The sequence below is a fragment of the Gordonia malaquae NBRC 108250 genome (assembly GCF_000344135.1).
Taxonomy (GTDB): domain Bacteria; phylum Actinomycetota; class Actinomycetes; order Mycobacteriales; family Mycobacteriaceae; genus Gordonia; species Gordonia malaquae.
Genome location: NZ_BAOP01000020.1, coordinates 16,336 through 32,528, shown reverse-complemented (window position 1 = coordinate 32,528; position 16,193 = coordinate 16,336). Strand labels below are relative to the sequence as shown.

General features: G+C 67.4%; 10 protein-coding genes and 1 riboswitch. Of the genes, 2 read left to right on the top strand and 8 right to left on the bottom strand.

The window, feature by feature from the left end; genetic code table 11:
- Window positions 1-29: 29 nt before the first annotated feature.
- Window positions 30-2,312, bottom strand: a complete 2,283-nt coding sequence (gene metE / locus GM1_RS14060) for a 5-methyltetrahydropteroyltriglutamate--homocysteine S-methyltransferase (protein WP_008379822.1) — start codon at window positions 2,310-2,312, stop codon at window positions 30-32.
- A 135-nt stretch (window positions 2,313-2,447) separates the two neighbouring features.
- A riboswitch (cobalamin riboswitch) is annotated at window positions 2,448-2,656 on the bottom strand.
- A 125-nt stretch (window positions 2,657-2,781) separates the two neighbouring features.
- Window positions 2,782-2,904 (bottom strand): type B 50S ribosomal protein L36, encoded by a 123-nt coding sequence (gene ykgO, locus GM1_RS14055; protein ID WP_040520188.1) that lies wholly within the window; start codon window positions 2,902-2,904, stop codon window positions 2,782-2,784.
- A 115-nt stretch (window positions 2,905-3,019) separates the two neighbouring features.
- Between ykgO and GM1_RS14050 the strand changes: the two genes are divergently transcribed.
- Entirely contained in the window at window positions 3,020-3,943 is a 924-nt protein-coding gene (locus GM1_RS14050; RefSeq protein ID WP_040520209.1) for a mechanosensitive ion channel family protein, read from the top strand.
- 62 nt (window positions 3,944-4,005) lie between these two features.
- On the opposite strand, the gene GM1_RS14045 is transcribed toward GM1_RS14050, so the two are convergent.
- The 6 genes from GM1_RS14045 to GM1_RS14020 all read right to left on the bottom strand — a co-directional run bounded on the left by GM1_RS14045 (window position 4,006) and on the right by GM1_RS14020 (window position 15,020).
- Window positions 4,006-9,465, bottom strand: a complete 5,460-nt coding sequence (locus GM1_RS14045; RefSeq protein WP_008379818.1) for an ATP-binding protein — start codon at window positions 9,463-9,465, stop codon at window positions 4,006-4,008.
- Window positions 9,466-9,660: 195 nt separating this feature from the next.
- Window positions 9,661-10,008 carry a GNAT family N-acetyltransferase gene (locus GM1_RS14040; protein ID WP_008379816.1) on the bottom strand — a complete coding sequence of 116 codons (348 nt, stop codon included), beginning with the start codon at window positions 10,006-10,008 and terminating at the stop codon, window positions 9,661-9,663.
- A gap of 265 nt (window positions 10,009-10,273) precedes the next feature.
- Window positions 10,274-12,061, bottom strand: coding sequence for an acetyl/propionyl/methylcrotonyl-CoA carboxylase subunit alpha (locus tag GM1_RS14035; RefSeq protein ID WP_008379815.1), 1,788 nt, complete (start codon window positions 12,059-12,061; stop codon window positions 10,274-10,276).
- 188 nt (window positions 12,062-12,249) lie between these two features.
- A complete protein-coding gene (locus tag GM1_RS14030; RefSeq protein WP_008379813.1) occupies window positions 12,250-13,638 on the bottom strand; it encodes a condensation domain-containing protein in 1,389 nt (462 codons plus the stop codon).
- Window positions 13,639-13,685: 47 nt separating this feature from the next.
- Complete coding sequence (locus GM1_RS14025; RefSeq protein ID WP_008379812.1) at window positions 13,686-14,111, bottom strand: SufE family protein; 426 nt, start codon at window positions 14,109-14,111, stop codon at window positions 13,686-13,688.
- A 15-nt stretch (window positions 14,112-14,126) separates the two neighbouring features.
- On the bottom strand, window positions 14,127-15,020 hold the full coding sequence (locus GM1_RS14020) for a sulfurtransferase (protein WP_008379811.1): 894 nt from the start codon (window positions 15,018-15,020) through the stop codon (window positions 14,127-14,129).
- Between the two features lie 119 nt (window positions 15,021-15,139).
- Between GM1_RS14020 and GM1_RS14015 the strand changes: the two genes are divergently transcribed.
- The gene (locus tag GM1_RS14015) at window positions 15,140-16,051 is read left to right on the top strand and encodes a neutral zinc metallopeptidase (RefSeq protein WP_008379810.1); all 912 of its coding nucleotides are present in this window, start codon (window positions 15,140-15,142) and stop codon (window positions 16,049-16,051) included.
- Window positions 16,052-16,193: the final 142 nt, after the last annotated feature.

Below are 16,193 nucleotides of genomic sequence, written 5' to 3'. Positions count from 1 at the left end.
TCGCGGGCCGCAGTCGTCGTGTGGGCCGGTCAGCGCACGGCGGCCGCGGCCTGAACCATGTTGGTCAGCGCTTCGGTCACCTCGGCCGTGGTGCGGGTCTTGAGTCCGCAGTCGGGGTTCACCCAGAGACGGTCGGCCGGGACCGCGGCCAACGCCTCCCGCAGTGAAGCGGCGATCTCGTCGACGCCCGGCACGCGCGGCGAGTGGATGTCATAGACGCCCGGTCCCACCTGCGTCGCGAAGCCGATCGCGTTGAGGTCGGCGAGCACCTCCATGTGCGAGCGGGCCGCCTCGATGGAGGTGACGTCGGCGTCCAATCCCGCGATCGCGCCGATGACCTCGCCGAACTCCGAGTAGCACAGGTGCGTGTGGATCTGCGTCGCGTCGGCCACGCCCGCCGTCGACAGGCGGAACGACGTGATGGCCCAGTCGAGGTACGCCTCCCGGTCGGCGGCCCGCAGCGGCAGCAGTTCACGGAGGGCCGGTTCATCGACCTGGATGATCGCGGCACCCGAGCGTTCGAGGTCGACGGTCTCGTCGCGGATGGCGAGCGCAACCTGGTTCGCCGAGACGGCGAGCGGCTGATCGTCCCGGACGAACGACCACGCCAGGATGGTCACCGGACCGGTCAGCATGCCCTTGACAGGCTTGGACGTGAGCGACTGAGCGTAGGAGATCCAGTCGACGGTCATCGCGGCCGGGCGCACCACGTCGCCGAAGAGGATCGGCGGACGGACACAGCGCGAGCCGTACGACTGCACCCAGCCGTTCGCGGTGGCGAAGAACCCGTCGAGCTGCTCGGCGAAGTACTGCACCATGTCGTTGCGCTCGGGCTCGCCGTGCACGAGCACATCGAGTCCGATCCGCTCCTGCAATGCGATGACATCGGCGATCTCGGCGCGCATGCGCTCGACGTAGCCGGCCTCGTCGATCGCACCGGTGCGCAACGCCTGACGCGCCTTGCGGATGTCAGTGGTCTGCGGATACGAGCCGATCGTGGTGGTCGCGAGAGTCGGCAGGCCGAGCGCGGCGTCCTGGATCACGCGGCGATCGGCGGCGGCCGTACGGGTCGAGTCGGCGCTTGTCAGAGCAGCGAGGCGGGCGCGGACGGAGTCGACGTGCAGACGGGGATCGCCTGCGCGGGATGCCAGCGCGGCACGTGCGGCGTCGAACTCGGCAGCCTGGTAGGCCCGGCCGTGCGCGTAGGCACGTCCCAATGCGGTGACCTCGCCGACCTTCTCCTCGGCGAACGCCAGCCAGCCGTGCAATGCCGGGTCGAGACCGTCCTCGCCGCGCAGCGTGTACGGGACGTGCAGCGTGGAACAGGACGTGGACACCGCGAGCGTGCCGACGACTCCGCGGATCGACTCGAGGCGGCCCAGCGCCGCGTCGAGATCGGTACGCCACACGTTGCGGCCGTCGACCACACCCGCGACGACGTGCTTGTCGCGGAGACCAGCAGCCAGCACGGTCTCGACCGACCCGCTCACCAGCTCGACGCCGACACCTTCGACGTCGGTCCGAGCCAATGCGGCCAGGGCGTCGCCCGCATCGCCGAAGTACGTCTGCACGAGGATCGACGGACGATCCGTCGCCGCGGCCAGTGTGCCGTAGACGCGTTCGGCCAGTTCAGCGAGACCCTCGTGGGAGTCGGTCACCAGGATCGGCTCGTCGATCTGCACCCAGGTCGCACCCGCGGCAGCCAATCGCTCGAGCAGGTCGACATACAGCGGGATCAACTCGTCGATGCGTGACAACGGGTCCGCGTCGTCCGCCGTCGCGGGCTTGGACAGCCCGAGGAACGTGATCGGCCCGATCACCACCGGCCGGGCAGGGACGCCTTGCGCCCGGGCTTCGGCGAGCTCGGACAGCACCTTGGTCGGATCGAGTGCGAACGTGATGTCCGCGCCGATCTCCGGCACCAGATAGTGGTAGTTCGTGTCGAACCACTTCGTCATCTCCAGCGGCGCCACGTTGTCTGCGCCGCGCGCGGCCGCGAAGTACGCGTCTAGCGGGTCGTCGATCGACGCGACGCGTGTCGGAAGCGCTCCGAGGAGTACAGCGGTGTCGAGGATCTGGTCGTAGTACGAGAACGTGTTGACCGGGATCGAGTCGAGTCCGGCGGTCAAGAGTTGGCGCCATCCGTCGCGGCGAAGGACGGCGGCGACCGATTCGAGAGCGGCACGGTCGGATCGACCGGCCCAATAGGCTTCGACTGCGCGCTTGAGCTCTCGATTCGCTCCGATACGCGCCGTGCCCGGCACGGTCGCGGTGAAGGGGGATGTTGTCGGATGTGTCGTGTCGAGGGACATGACTGTTGTATCTCCTGCATGCGGTGCGGACGGCCGTCGCCCTGCGGGAGATGTCACGAATGGACGGTCCGTCGAACGACGACCGTGCACTCGGTGTCATCGCCCAATCCACGAGGCGGACAGCCACCGGGCGCGGCGCGCCCAGTACAACCGGCAGGTCTTCGGGCTCGTCGGCGGGCGCGTGAGCGCACCTACTGGCCGTCGCTTCCCAGACCCGGATGTTCACGGGCCCAGTGCGTGTGACGGCGGTCGTTCCGACATACCGCTGCGGGACAGCTCCGGTTTCTCACCGGATTCCCTCTTCGTGACGACGCCTGGGCGGCACCACGTCGACGCTCGACAGCGGCACAGGGGCTCCATGGTGAGCGCTGCCGAGCGAACCGATTGCGGCCACAGTCTATCGACGTGCAATCGCGAATCCATCATCGAAGGATGGCGTGGGTTTAACCCTGGCGTCATGGACGAAAGGTCATCCTTGGCGTGCCTTGAACCTGGGATTCAGCTTGTTGATGACGTACACGCGTCCGTGTCGCTTCACCACCTGTGCGCCGGGTTGGTTCTTCAGCGACCGCAGCGATGATCGGACCTTCATGGTTCCTCCTCTGTAATGAAAATGACAATCATTACTATCACATGGAGGGTCGCCGCTGTGCTTCCCGTACCCAGGGAGGATGTCGAGATGCGACATCGTCCGTACGGTCGGAACCATGTCTACTCACGTGATCGCATTCGAATGGACAGAGGCGAACCGCGCATGGTTGATCGAGACGCCGGTCCGGATCGCCTGCTACGTCGTCGCCGCGCTGGTGATCAGGTGGCTGCTCTTCCGGGTGATCGATCGAGCCACACGGCCCAGATCGCGCACCGCGCCTGACGAGCGTTCGGGGATGATCAAGACCCTGCGGGACAAGACCAACAGAACCGCGCCCAGAGTGGTCGCTCGACGGGCGCAGCGCGCCAAGACGATCGGGTCGGTGCTGAAGTCGACGGTCTCGGTGGTCGTGGTGGTGTGGTTGGCGCTCTCGATCCTGTCGGAGCTCGATGTGAACATCGCCCCGTTCATCGCGTCGGCGGGGATCATCGGGCTCGCCATCGGTTTCGGCGCCCAGCACCTCGTCGCCGACTTCGTGTCGGGAGTGTTCATGATGATGGAGGACCAGTACGGGGTGGGCGACATCGCGGACTTCGGCGACGTCGTCGGTGAGATCGAATCGGTCGGATTGCGGATCACGACCGTCCGGGACATGGACGGAACTCTCTGGTACATCCGCAACGGTGAGATCGAACGTGTCGGAAACATGAGCCAGGACTTCGCCGTCGCCCGCGTGGAGGTGCCGGTCGCGACCGACGTCGACCTCGATCGTGCACAAGACGTGGCGCTCGCGGCGGCCGTCGACGCCGCGGCCGAAGGGGCGGTCGTGAAGAACGTCCGTGGGGAGCCGGAGATGCTCGGCGTTCAGGAGGTCACCCCGTCCCACGCCGAGCTGCGGCTCACCGTCAAGACCGAACCCGGAGCGCAGTGGTCGGTGCAGCGTCATCTGCGCAGCAGGATCCTGCGCGCATTCGACACCGAGGGGATACGACTCCCGTTGCAGCCGTGGGGCGCACCAGGGGCGTCCGCACAGGCCTGACAGGCGGCGAGCGGCCCTCCACCGGTCAGTGGAGGGCCGCTCGGGTCTGTAGTGGCTCCGGACTACTTCGTGATTGCGCCGATCAGCTTCGGACGCAACTCCGCTGCAGCGATCACCTCGTCGACCGAACCGACACGGACTGCGCGGTTGATGTCGTGGACGGCGTCGAACTCCGCCGCCAGCTCGGAGATCTTCTCGGCCCGCACTGAGGTGCGGAGCTCGTCGAGTTCGGCGGCCAGGGTCGCGCGGTCGGCGCCCGTCGCATCGGTGACACGTTCTGCGAGGGCCTCGACGCGAGGATCGTTCGCGGTGCGTACACCCACCTCTCCGGAGAACACGACCGCCGCAGCAGGCGCGCCGCCGAGCACCGACGCGAACGAACCGTCGACGGCCAGAACAGTCATGTTCGGGTTCAGCGCCTTCGAGAACACGACGAACGCACCGCCGTGATAGCGCGAGATCACGCAGAAGGCGATCGGGCCGTCGAAGTTGATGATCGCGCGGCCGATCTCGGCGCCGTACTCGAGCTGGAGCTTGCGCAGCGACTCGGGCGAGCCGTCGAAGCCCGACAGGTTCGCCAGGACGACCACCGGACGGTTGCCGCTCGCCGCGTTGATGGCACGTGCGGCCTTCTTCGACGACTGCGGGAACAAGGTGCCTGCGCTGAACGTGTCCGGGCCGTCGGTCGGGAGAAAACCCCTGCGGTTGATCGGCGTCGACTCGATGCCGATCAGGGTCACCGCGTGACCGCCCAGATGAGTGTCCTGCACAACGACCGTCTCGGCGTCGGCCATGCCCGCCCACCGTTCCAGCGCAGGCATGTCCTGGTCGACCACCGCGCGCATGACGGATCGGATGTCGAACGGCTTCTTGCGGTCCGGGTTCGCGGTCGCGGAGAAGATCTCGCCGACCGTCGCGAAGTCGCTGCCCTCGAGCTCGTGCGGGAAGTCGGAGATGTCCCGGTCGATCGGGTCTGAGCTCGTCGCACCGCGCGGTCCGGCTTCACCCGGCGCGACGTAGGTGTGGTCGTAGTGGCTCATGACGATCTCGATGGCAGCGGCCGTGTTGGGCGCCCAGTACTGGGCTTCGCCGTTCGGCCCCATGATGCGGTCGTATCCGCCGAGTCCGAAGTTGTCCTCCGCCGACACGCCGCCGGAGAAGTCGAGTGCCTGCTTGCCGGTCAACACCATCGACGAATCGGGTGTCATCACCAGGATGCCCTTGGTGTGCATGAGCATCGTGGCCTCGGCGTTCCAGTAGGCCTGACCGCCGACGTTGATCCCGCTGACGACGATGTTGATCTCGCCGCCGTCCTGCGTGAACTCGACGATCCGCTTGAGTGCGGCCGCCACCCAGTCGAGATTCTCCGTGCCCGAGTCCATCTTGACTGCGGCACCGGACGAGATCGCGTACCACTCGACGGGAAGCTGCTGCTCCTCGGCGAGATCGAGGGCCGCGATGTAGCGGCGGCACTCCGGTTCGGTGAGGGCGCCGAGCGCCTTCGTCGGATCGCCGAGCATGACCACACGACGAACCCCTTCCGGGTACTTCGTCGTCGGCGTGCTGACTGTTCCGACGACGACTGCCGCGGTGTTGCGGCCCTTCGCACGGTCGACCGGTACGAGTGCACCTTCGTCGTTCAGGTCGTACTCGGTGAAGTCGCCGAGCTGTTCGACGAGCTCGTACGGGTAGGCGGTGCCGCGGCTGGTGGCCTTGAGGACCTTCTGACGGTACGCGTCGATCGGTTCGACGGGATCGTTGCTCGGATCGCCGACCGTGACCAGCGGGCGGCCGTTGTCGTCGAACGTCACGTGGATCGCGACCTTCGTCAGCTCACGCGTGTCCCGATCGCGCTGCCGGGCGATCAGCAGCACCTCTTCCAGGCCTGCACCGTCCACGGACTGCGTGCGGACCGTGTGCGCGACGATCTTTCGGACTTGCTCGCGCGACACGTCCAGCGGCGGCCAGATGTACATGACGATGCGGTTGGTGTTGAACCGCTTGCCGCGCGGACGCTGGGCTTGCGCCGAGCGGATGGTGTCCACACACGTGGCGAAGGTGGTCTCCGCAGTCGGCAGGGTCAGCAGTCCGTCGTCGTCGGTCACCGCGGTCAAGTCGCGGATCTGGGCGAATGCGATGAGCCGGTCGTCGGCCGGGTTTGCCTTGGCCACAGCGCGGAACAGGTACACCTCTTCGTCGTCCGACGACGACATGCGGGTCAGATCGAACTTGCGGAGACGTTCCATCTGCATGCGACGTGCGATGTGCGGGTGGAGGCCGCGGATGAGGCGGTCCTCGGCGAGGCCGGTCGCCGCCGGGCGGAACGTGAAGTGATGGTGCATGGTGTCGCCGCCTGAGCCTGCGACAGTCGCGGTGATGCGGCGAACCCGCTCGGGCAGCAACTGCGCGCTGATGACCTCGTACAGCGCGGTCGCGAGACCGTCGAAGTCGTCGGGCTGGTTCTCCCAGCGGACGTACACGTCGGCGTCCACCGACGGAGTCTGCGCCGACAGGTCGGCGAGACCCGCGAGTGCGGTCGGCAGGTTCTCGAAGCTCGTCGCGATCGATGCGAGCGCCGATCCGTCACGTTCGGCGACGACGAAGGTGCAACCTCCGTCACGGTGCGAACGCACGTCGGTGAGGCCCTTGTTGCCGTAGTAGCGCCGCGTGAGGACCTCCAGCATCACCGTGTCGTCGAGGTCGTCGTGCTCCAGACGCTCGGACAGGATGCTGACCAGCGGAACGGTGCTGCGGACCATCTCCGAGATGCGCTCTGCCCGGTCGGATGCGGCCGGATTCGCGTCGAGATGTGCAAGGTCGGCGCGAACCTTCGCGTACACGTTCTCGCGGTCGCGAAGCAGACGCGGCTGTCCGTACCAGGTGAACAGGACCCCGCGTGCCAGGTCGGCGACGGCGGGGAACCGCACCTGCGTGGCGTCGACGAGACGTTCGAGGGCGCGGCCGGCCGATTCGACGTTGCCGTCGGCCGACGCCGGGGCGGGTTCGGTCAGCCACTTGCGCAGCACGGTGGTGATCACCTTGACGGTGTCGGTGGGGCGCTGCATCGCGAGGAAGATGCGGAAGACCGCCTCTTCGAGATCGGGGGTGCGGTCGAGCTCGTCCACTCCGTAGTGGCCGAGCGCGTACGAGAGGCGGGTCTGGAAACGCTCGGGGACGCCTGCCACGTCGACGTCGAGGCTCTGCAGATAGGTGTGGAAGTTCTCGCGAGCACTGTGGACACGATCCTCGCTGCCCACGGCATCCGACGGTCGGCGCTCGCTCAGTGCGGCGATGTCGGCGAACACCGAGATCAGTTCGGTCTCGCCGTCCTGCGGAACGTAGCCCGATGCGACGGCCGAGTCGCGTGCGGCCAGGTAATCCGACAGCACACGGCTGTTGTCGTCGGGGTCGACGTCGAAGCCGAGGAGCAGGCTGCGCAGATCCTCCAGACCACGGCCGAGGAGTTCGTCGGTCTCCACCAACTCGGGTGATGCGGGAAGGTCGATGACGGCGGTGCTGCCGGTGTCGGCGGCCGCGGCGTCGTCGTCCTGGAGCGGTTCGAGGCGGAGCAGCGGCGCGCCGGTCTCCACCTGCGCACCGACGGACACTGCGCATTCCTTCAGCCGTGCCTTGAAGGGTGCGCGGAGCACGGTCTCCATCTTCATCGACTCGAGGACGAGGATCGGATCGCCTGCTTCGACTTCGGAGCCGACCTCGAGCGGCGTGGCGATGACGAGCGCGGGTGCGGGGGAGCGGACGACGCCGCCCTCGTCGCGGCTCACGCGGTGCGTCACACCGTCGACGTCGACGAGGTGGATCGGGCCGTGCGTGTCGGTCAGGATGCGATACCGCACTCCGTCGACGGTGACCTGACCGGCATGCTCGTCGAAACGCTCGAGAGCGACGTCGGCCGTGCGAACGTCGTCGCCCGCCTCCACGACCACGCGGAAGCGGTGTGCGCCGATGCGCGCGACGCGGACGCGGTACGCGGCGCCGCGGAGCTTGAAGTCGAGGGGACGTCCACTCTCGTGCAGCACCTGCGGGCGCCCGCCCGCGGCGGTCACCAGGAGTCGGGTCCGCTCGGCGGTCTCCTCCTCCTCGTAGGCGTCGATGGCGGCGGCTGCGAGCGCGATCGTCGAGTGGCGGTGCGAGACCAGGCGACCCTCTTCACGCACACGGTCGATCCAGCCGGTGTCGGCGGACGCGTCGATCACTTCGGGCTGAATCAGCAGGTCGAGCACGAAGCTCTTGTTGGTGGCGCCGCCTTCGATGATGACGCCGGTTCGGCTCATCGCGCGGCGCAGGCGGCCGAGGGCCTCGTCGCGGTTCCGGCCGTACGCGATCACCTTGGCGATCATCGAGTCGAAGTCGGCCGGGATCGTGTCGCCTTCGCTGACACCGGTGTCGACGCGGATACCGGGGCCGGTGGGCAGGTCGAGGCGGGCGATGCGTCCGGGGGCAGGTGCGAAGTCGCGGTCGGGGTCCTCGGCGTTGAGGCGCGCCTCGATGGCGTGGCCGCGTTCAACCGGCTTCTCGCCGTCGAGCTTGCCGCCGGACGCCACGTGCAACTGCGCGCGGACGAGGTCGAAGCTGTTGGTGAGCTCGGTGATCGGGTGCTCCACCTGGAGGCGGGTGTTGACTTCGAGGAACGCGAACAGCTTCTCGCCGGGGTGGTACAGGAACTCCACGGTTGCGGCGCCGCGGTAGCCGACAGCATTCGCCAGGCGTTCGGCGGATGCCTTCACCTCATCGGCCTGCTCGGGGGAGAGCACCGGAGACGCCGACTCCTCGATGACCTTCTGGTTGCGTCGCTGGACCGAGCAGTCGCGGACGCCGAGTGCCCACGCAGTGCCCTGACCGTCGGCGATCACCTGGACCTCGACGTGGCGTGCACCGGTCACGAGGCGTTCGAGGAAGACGACGCCGCTGCCGAACGCACGCTCGGCCTCGTCGCGGGTGCGCTGGTAGGCATCGACCAGTTCGGAGTCGTCGGTCACCTTGCGGATGCCTCGGCCACCGCCGCCCGCGGTCGCCTTCAACATGAGCGGGTAACCGATGTGCGCGGCCGCGGCTTTCGCGTCTTCGAGGTTGTCGACGGGGCCGTTGCTCCACGGGGCGACCGGAACTCCGACTTCTTCGGCGATGATCTTGGCGCCGATCTTGTCGCCGAGCTTGCGCATGGCCTCGGCCGACGGGCCGATGAATGTGACGCCGACCTCGTCGCACAGTTCGGCGAAAGCCGGATCCTCGGCGACGAAGCCCCAACCGACCCACGCCGCGTCGACGCCTGTCTCGATGAGAGCGCGGCGGAGGACGGCGAGGTCGATGTACGGACGGTCAGCCGCTGCGCCGAGCTCGTAGGCGATGTCGGCTTCTCGGACGTAGGTCGCGGTCCGGTCGACGTCGGTGTGGAGAGCGACCACTTCGATGTTCTGACCGGTCTCCGCGTTCAGGTCTCGTACGGCGTTGATGAGGCGCATGCCGGCCTCGCCTCGGTTCACGATCGCGATGCGGTTGAACACGCAAGGACTCCTTGAAGGTGGGGGGATGACGCTGGGGGAGCGCACAGTACTGCGTTGATTATCCCGGTTTCAGTGTGGCGGCAACCACCATTCGGGATGTGACAAGAATCCCGTACTCGCTGGTAAGTTCCGGCAAAAGGACTGAATTGGACGTACTGAGCGGTAGCTTTTTCGGGCCTCGTCCGTGCGAATCGCTCAGGGGGTCTGAAGGGTCAGTGCGTCGACGGTCAGACCTAGCGCGCCTGCTGCGAAACGGGTGATCGGACCGACGGCCGCATCGAGTGCGTCAGCGTGTCCGTCGCGATGGATCCCCGCCAGCACGTCGCCTCGCACGCCGATCAACGCTACGGTCTCGCCTGTGGTCGGAATGCAGACGGCCCAGACGAACCGCGTCTCGTCGGCCCAGTCGGAGTCGGTGCCCGCGATGTAAGCCGCGGCGTCGTCGATCGACAACAGTTTCAGGGCCGGAACGTCAGAGAGCCGGTCGTCGTCTCGCAGTGCGCGCAGATACCACGCGCCCGCGTTGACTTCGACCGGCTCCATAACTGTCCTAACCTACGTCGTGGGGCTCAGCCCGAGGACTTCGACCGGCTCCATGACTGTCCTAACCTACGTCGTGGGGCTCAGCCCGAGGACTTCGACCGGCTCCATGACTGTCCTAACCTACGTCGTGGGGCTCAGCCCGAGGACTTCGACCGGCTCCATGTCCGTCTTCACTCCGTTGTGTTAGCCACGGCCGGACGCTTCGACTCGCTCCGCTCGCTCAACGAGCGAGGGGGAGTCCGAGCGGAAGCGTCCGCGCGACGTGCTACTTGATCTCGAGGAGGGCGGTGCCCTGGGTGACGGCGGCGCCGGCTTCGACCGACAGCCCGGTGACGGTTCCGCTCTTGTGCGCGGTGACCGGGTTCTCCATCTTCATGGCCTCCAACACGACGACCAGGTCGCCCTCGGCGACGGTGTCGCCTTCGTTGACGGCCACCTTGACGACGGTTCCCTGCATCGGTGCGGTCACGGCGTCGCCGGACGCTGCCTTGCCGCCGCCCTTGGTGCGGGTGCGGGCCTTCGGCTTACGACGCACTGCGCCGTTCGCCGAACCGCCACCGCCGCCGAGGTTCAGGTCGCCCGGGAGCGACACCTCGACACGACGACCGCCGACCTCGACGACGACCTTCTGGCGCGGGGCCGCGTCGTCCTCGTCGATCGGCTGGCCGCCGGTGTACGGCTCGATGGTGTTGTCCCAGTCGGTCTCGATCCACTTGGTGTAGACGTCGAACGACTCGCCGTCACCGATGAACGCGGGGTTCGACACGATGTGGCGGTGGAACGGGATGACGGTGGCGAGGCCGTCGACCTCGAACTCGGCGAGTGCACGACGCGAACGCTCCAGCGCCTGCTCGCGGTTCTCGCCGGTGACGATGAGCTTGGCGAGCATCGAGTCGAACTGTCCGCCGATGACGTCGCCCTCGCGGACACCGGAGTCGACGCGGACGCCGGGGCCGGTGGGCTCGCGGTAGACGGCGACGGGGCCGGGGGCGGGGAGGAAGCCGCGACCGGCGTCCTCACCGTTGATGCGGAACTCGAAGGAGTGACCGCGGGGGGTCGGGTCCTCGGTGATCGTCAGTTCCTTGCCTTCGGCGATGCGGAACTGCTGACGGACGAGGTCGATGCCCGCGGTCTCCTCGGTGACCGGGTGCTCCACCTGCAGGCGCGTGTTGACTTCGAGGAACGAGACGGTGTCGCCCTGAACCAGGTACTCGACGGTGCCCGCGCCGTAGTAGCCGGCCTCGCGGCAGATGGCCTTGGCCGAGCTGTGGATGCGGCCGCGCTGGTCGTCGGTCAGGAACGGCGCGGGGGCCTCCTCGACGAGCTTCTGGAAGCGGCGCTGGAGCGAGCAGTCGCGGGTGCCCGCGACGACGACGTTGCCGTGCTGGTCGGCGATGACCTGGGCCTCGACGTGGCGCGCCTTGTCGAGGTACTGCTCGACGAAGCACTCGCCGCGACCGAAGGCCGCGACGGCCTCGCGGGTGGCCGACTCGAACAGCTCGGGGATCTCTTCGATGGTCTGGGCGACCTTCATGCCGCGGCCGCCGCCGCCGAACGCCGCCTTGATCGCAACCGGGACGCCGTACTGCTCTGCGAAGGCGACCACCTCGGCCGCGTCGGCGACCGGATCCTTCGTGCCCGCGGCCATCGGGGCCTTGGCGCGTTCGGCGATGTGACGCGCGGTCACCTTGTCTCCGAGATCACGAATGGACTGGGGCGACGGGCCGATCCAGGTGATGCCCGCATCGATGACGGCCTGTGCGAAATCGGCGTTCTCCGAGAGGAAGCCGTAGCCGGGGTGGATGGCGTCTGCGCCCGACTGCGCCGCGGCGTCGAGGATCTTGTCGAACACCAGGTACGACTCGGCGGACGTCTGGCCGCCGAGTGCGAACGCCTCATCGGCGAGCTGAACGAACAGCGCGTTCGCGTCGGGTTCCGCGTACACCGCGACGCTGGCGATGCCTGCGTCCTTGGCCGCGCGGATCACGCGGACCGCGATCTCGCCGCGGTTGGCGATCAGAACCTTCTTGATGGTCGTCTGTGCGATAGACACTGGCTCTCCTGTGGGCGGGCCCGCCTGCGGGCCGTCGTCGTAAGCGTGCGCGTCGCGCGCGGGATTGCTCCACGTGTGGCGCTCTGCACGGTGTCCGCGGGGTGTCGGACACCATGATTTCCGTCAGTGAGCGTAACCCACCGAGCAATCGCTCGGTCGACCGACACCTAGAAAACTTAGGACTGGTTCTACCTGCCGTCGGCCGTACTCGCGAGTAGATCGGCGAAGTCGTCAAGAAACGGCACCACCCGGCCGGGCTGTTCAGCCGGATACCGCGAGTGCATCCGAAGGCCCGACGGCGTCCGGTTGACCCACACGTACATCTCGTCACCTGCGTACGAGTGGCTGCGCAACACCTGTGCACCTCCCGCATCGGCGGCGTCGGCGGTCGGCGTGCCCCGCGAATCCATGAACGAGACGACGAACTTGGGGACGGGGGTCTCGCCGAGCAACTCGGCCACCCGGAGGAAGGGGAGCGTCGCGCCGTGTCTGCCGGCCCGCAGTGCGTCGGACGCGAGTCGGGTCGCCTCGGCCATGTCGGTCCCATCGTCGACCGGGAACGCTATCGGTGCGAGGCCGACGAACCATCCGAGGGAGTGCTGCCAGCGGGCGTCGTCTCGGGTGTGACGCGGCATCACACACGAGAACTCCGACTCGGGCGCTGCGCGGTGGTAGGCGAGGGCCAGCGCTGCCAGGACGCCGGCGACGAGATTGCCGCCGGTCGCCGCACAGGCGGCCTCGAAACGCCGGGTCGACGTCTCGTCCAGCAGCCGCTCGGTACGCGATGCCTGTGCGGGATGCTCCACCATGAACGGGTCGGGCGAATCGCCCACCGTGGGACGCAACGGAGCGAAGAACGGAACGCCGTGGTGGTCGACGAATGTTCGCCAAGTGCGCACGGCGGGATGCGCGGAATCGGCGTTGTCGGCGGCTCGCCGCTCGGCGTCTCCGAAGTCGATGTAGCTGCCGGTCTCCGGGAGCACCGCGGCGCGGCGGTCGCGTTCAGCGCGGTACAACTCGGTCAGTTCGTACTGCGCGGTGACCAGGGAGTAGCCGTCCACCAGCGAATGGTCGGCGGCGAACAGCAGGGTGAACGAATCGCCGCGAGCGACGGTTGCGAACCGGTACGCGGGCCAGTGGAGGGGAGCCGTCGCGCGGTCGAACGATCCCGCCACCTGTTCGAGAAGCATGGTCGACTCGGTGTACCAGCCGATCCGCGTCATCTTCAGTCGAACGGTCTCGGGCGGTGTCGAGTACCGCTCGGTGCCGTCACGTTTGAGGACCACGTGCGTGCGCAGCACCTCGTGGCGAGAGATCCACGCGATCAGCGCGGCACGGATCGCCGGAACAGACATCGGTTCGTCGAAGTTGATGGACAGGCCGAGCCACGACTCGCGGCCGCCCTCCCGTTGCGTTCGCGCTCGGTGCTCGAACGCGTCGCGCAGATGCTGCTCGTGGTTGTGCGAGGTCTGCCGGTCGTCGCGGTGCCAGTTGCCGAGGCCGCCCTCGACGGTGGGTATCCACTCGACGAGCCCGCCGGGCTCGACGGGCGCGTCGAGGATCTGGAGGAAATCCATACGTCTGTGCGGCCCTTCGTATCGCTCCGCTCGTTGAGGTCGGCGCCTCAGGCGCCGGTCTGCTCGGCCACCTGACGCTTGATGCGCGCCAGCATGCCTGCCATTCCTCGGAGTCGAAGCGGACTGATCACCGATGCCAGGCCGAGATCGTGAAAGAAATCCGACGGGACGTCGGTGATCTCCTGCGCCGACGCGCCGTCCAATCCCTGATGCAGGATCGACGCGAACCCGCGAGTCGTCGGAGCCTCCGGCGGCGCGCTGAAATAGAGCTTGACCGATGACGAGTCGGTCGCGTCGACCGACAGGAAGATCGGCGATTGGCACTCGGGAACCGGCTCCATCGCCTCGGTCTGCATCGAGGCGGGGATGTCGGGCAACTCGCTGGAGAACTCCAACAGCAGAGTCACCTTGTCAGGGTCGGCGAGCGCTGAGAAGTCGTCGACGATCTCGGCGAGCGGAGCTGGCAGCGTCATCTCGGGGGCTTCCTGTCAGCGAGCGGGCGCCGCGCCGGGCTCTTCGCCCTGCACGATCGGAACGCGGACACGGTTGCCCCACTCGGTCCACGAGCCGTCGTAGTTGCGGACGTTGTCGAAGCCGAGCAGGTGAGTGAGGACGAACCAGGTGTGGCTCGAACGCTCGCCGATGCGGCAGTACGCGATGGTCGGCGTCGTCGCGTCGAAGCCCGCGTAGATCTCCTCGAGCTCGGGGCGGGTGCGGAAGCGGCCGTCGGGTGCTGCGGCCTTGGCCCACGGGATCGAGACCGCGGTCGGGATGTGGCCGCCGCGGAGGGCGCCTTCCTCCGGGTAGTCGGGCATGTGCGTGCGCTCACCCGTGTACTCCTGCGGCGATCGGACATCGATCAGCGGGGAGGTGCCGAGTTCGGCGAGCACATCGTCGGCGAACGCGCGGATCGACGCGTCGTCACGCTCCACGACGGGATAGTCGGTGGCGGGGTAGACGGGGACGTCGAACGACGTCTCGCGCTGCTCGTCCATCCACGCGTCGCGCCCGCCGTCGAGCAGCCTGACGTCTTCGTGGCCGAAGAGAGTGAACACCCAGAGGGCGTAGGCGGCCCACCAGTTGTTCTTGTCGCCGTAGATCACGACGGTGTCGTCTCGGCTGATGCCCTTCTCGCTCATCAGTTTCGCGAACGCTTCGCCGTCGATGTAGTCGCGCGTCACCGGATCGTTGAGGTGCAGGTGCCAGTCGACCTTCTGCGCGGTCGGGATGTGGCCGATGTCGTACAGCAGGACGTCTTCGTCCGACTCGACGATCTTCAGCCCGGGAGCTCCGAGATGCGCCGACAGCCATTCGGTGCTGACGAGGCGTTCGGGGTGTGCGAACGAGGCGAAAGCCGGATTGGATTCGTATTCCACAGGCATGCGAGGGTCTCCCGAGTTCTGGTGCGCAGCAGTCGGAGCCGACTGTCGGTTCCCAGCATACGGTCGCACGAATGACGGTGTGGTGACGGTAGGCAACTCCTCGGTGTTAGCGTCTGCGCATGCAGGTGCAAACCACGTCTCGCCGACGATCCTCCCGACTCGCCGCGGCGGTCGCCGTCATCGTGGTCGGTGTCCTCGCTCTCGCCGGCTGCGGAGGGGGCACGGACGGCACGGCGAAACGCGCCGCACCGCAACCCCCCAAGCGCTGCACCGCCGCCGAATGTCCCGAGCTTCCCGTCTATTCGCAGAAGCGACTCGACCCGAGTGGAGTGACCGCGGCCAACTCGAACGAGACCGTCCCCGCATACATGACCGAGGTGCTCGACGACCTCGACGCCACTTGGCAGGAGTGGTTCGCGGAACTCAACATCGAGGGCATCTCGCCGGGACGTGAGCTCATCGCCCCCGGGTCGTCGTTCACCAGCGAATGCGCCGAGCCCGGGGAACCCGCTCTGACCAGCGACTTCCCGAACGCATTCTTCTGCCCGGTGGACGAACTGCCCGACGGTGTCGGAGTGAAGCGTAAGGGGTCGATCATCCTGCCCGTCGAGACGTTCGCCGAGATATGGCAGGGCAAACTGCTCGGGTCAAAGGGCGTCATGCTCGGCGACTTCACCGCGGCCACGATCATCGCCCACGAGTACGGCCACAACGTGATGTGGCGCCTGATGGACGCGTACAAGATGAGCGAGTCGCAGCTCCCGACCGGAAACGACCCGGAACTGCTGGCCGACTGCTTCGCAGGCAACTGGGCGGCGACAGTCTTCGCCCGGAAGGACCTCTCGCTCAAGGAGATCGCTCAGGCCGCGGCATTGGTGATCAGTGTCGGCGATCCCGCCCCGAACCAGGGACACGGCACGTCGTTCGAGCGCATCCGCGCCCTGACCCGCGGATTCATGGAGAACTTCTCCTCCCAGGGGCAGCCGCTGACGTGCCTGAAGAACTATTGGCCCGGAGTCCTGGGCAGCTGACTCGGGAAAAAGAACTTCGGCACTGTGCGCCGCGCTATCCGCGGTGCGCAGTGCCGAAGTTCTTCGTAGGTCAGCGACGCGGGGCGACTCCCGGTCAGAGTCGCTGAGGATGGCTGCGTCGACGGCATCGGCTTGGCCCTCG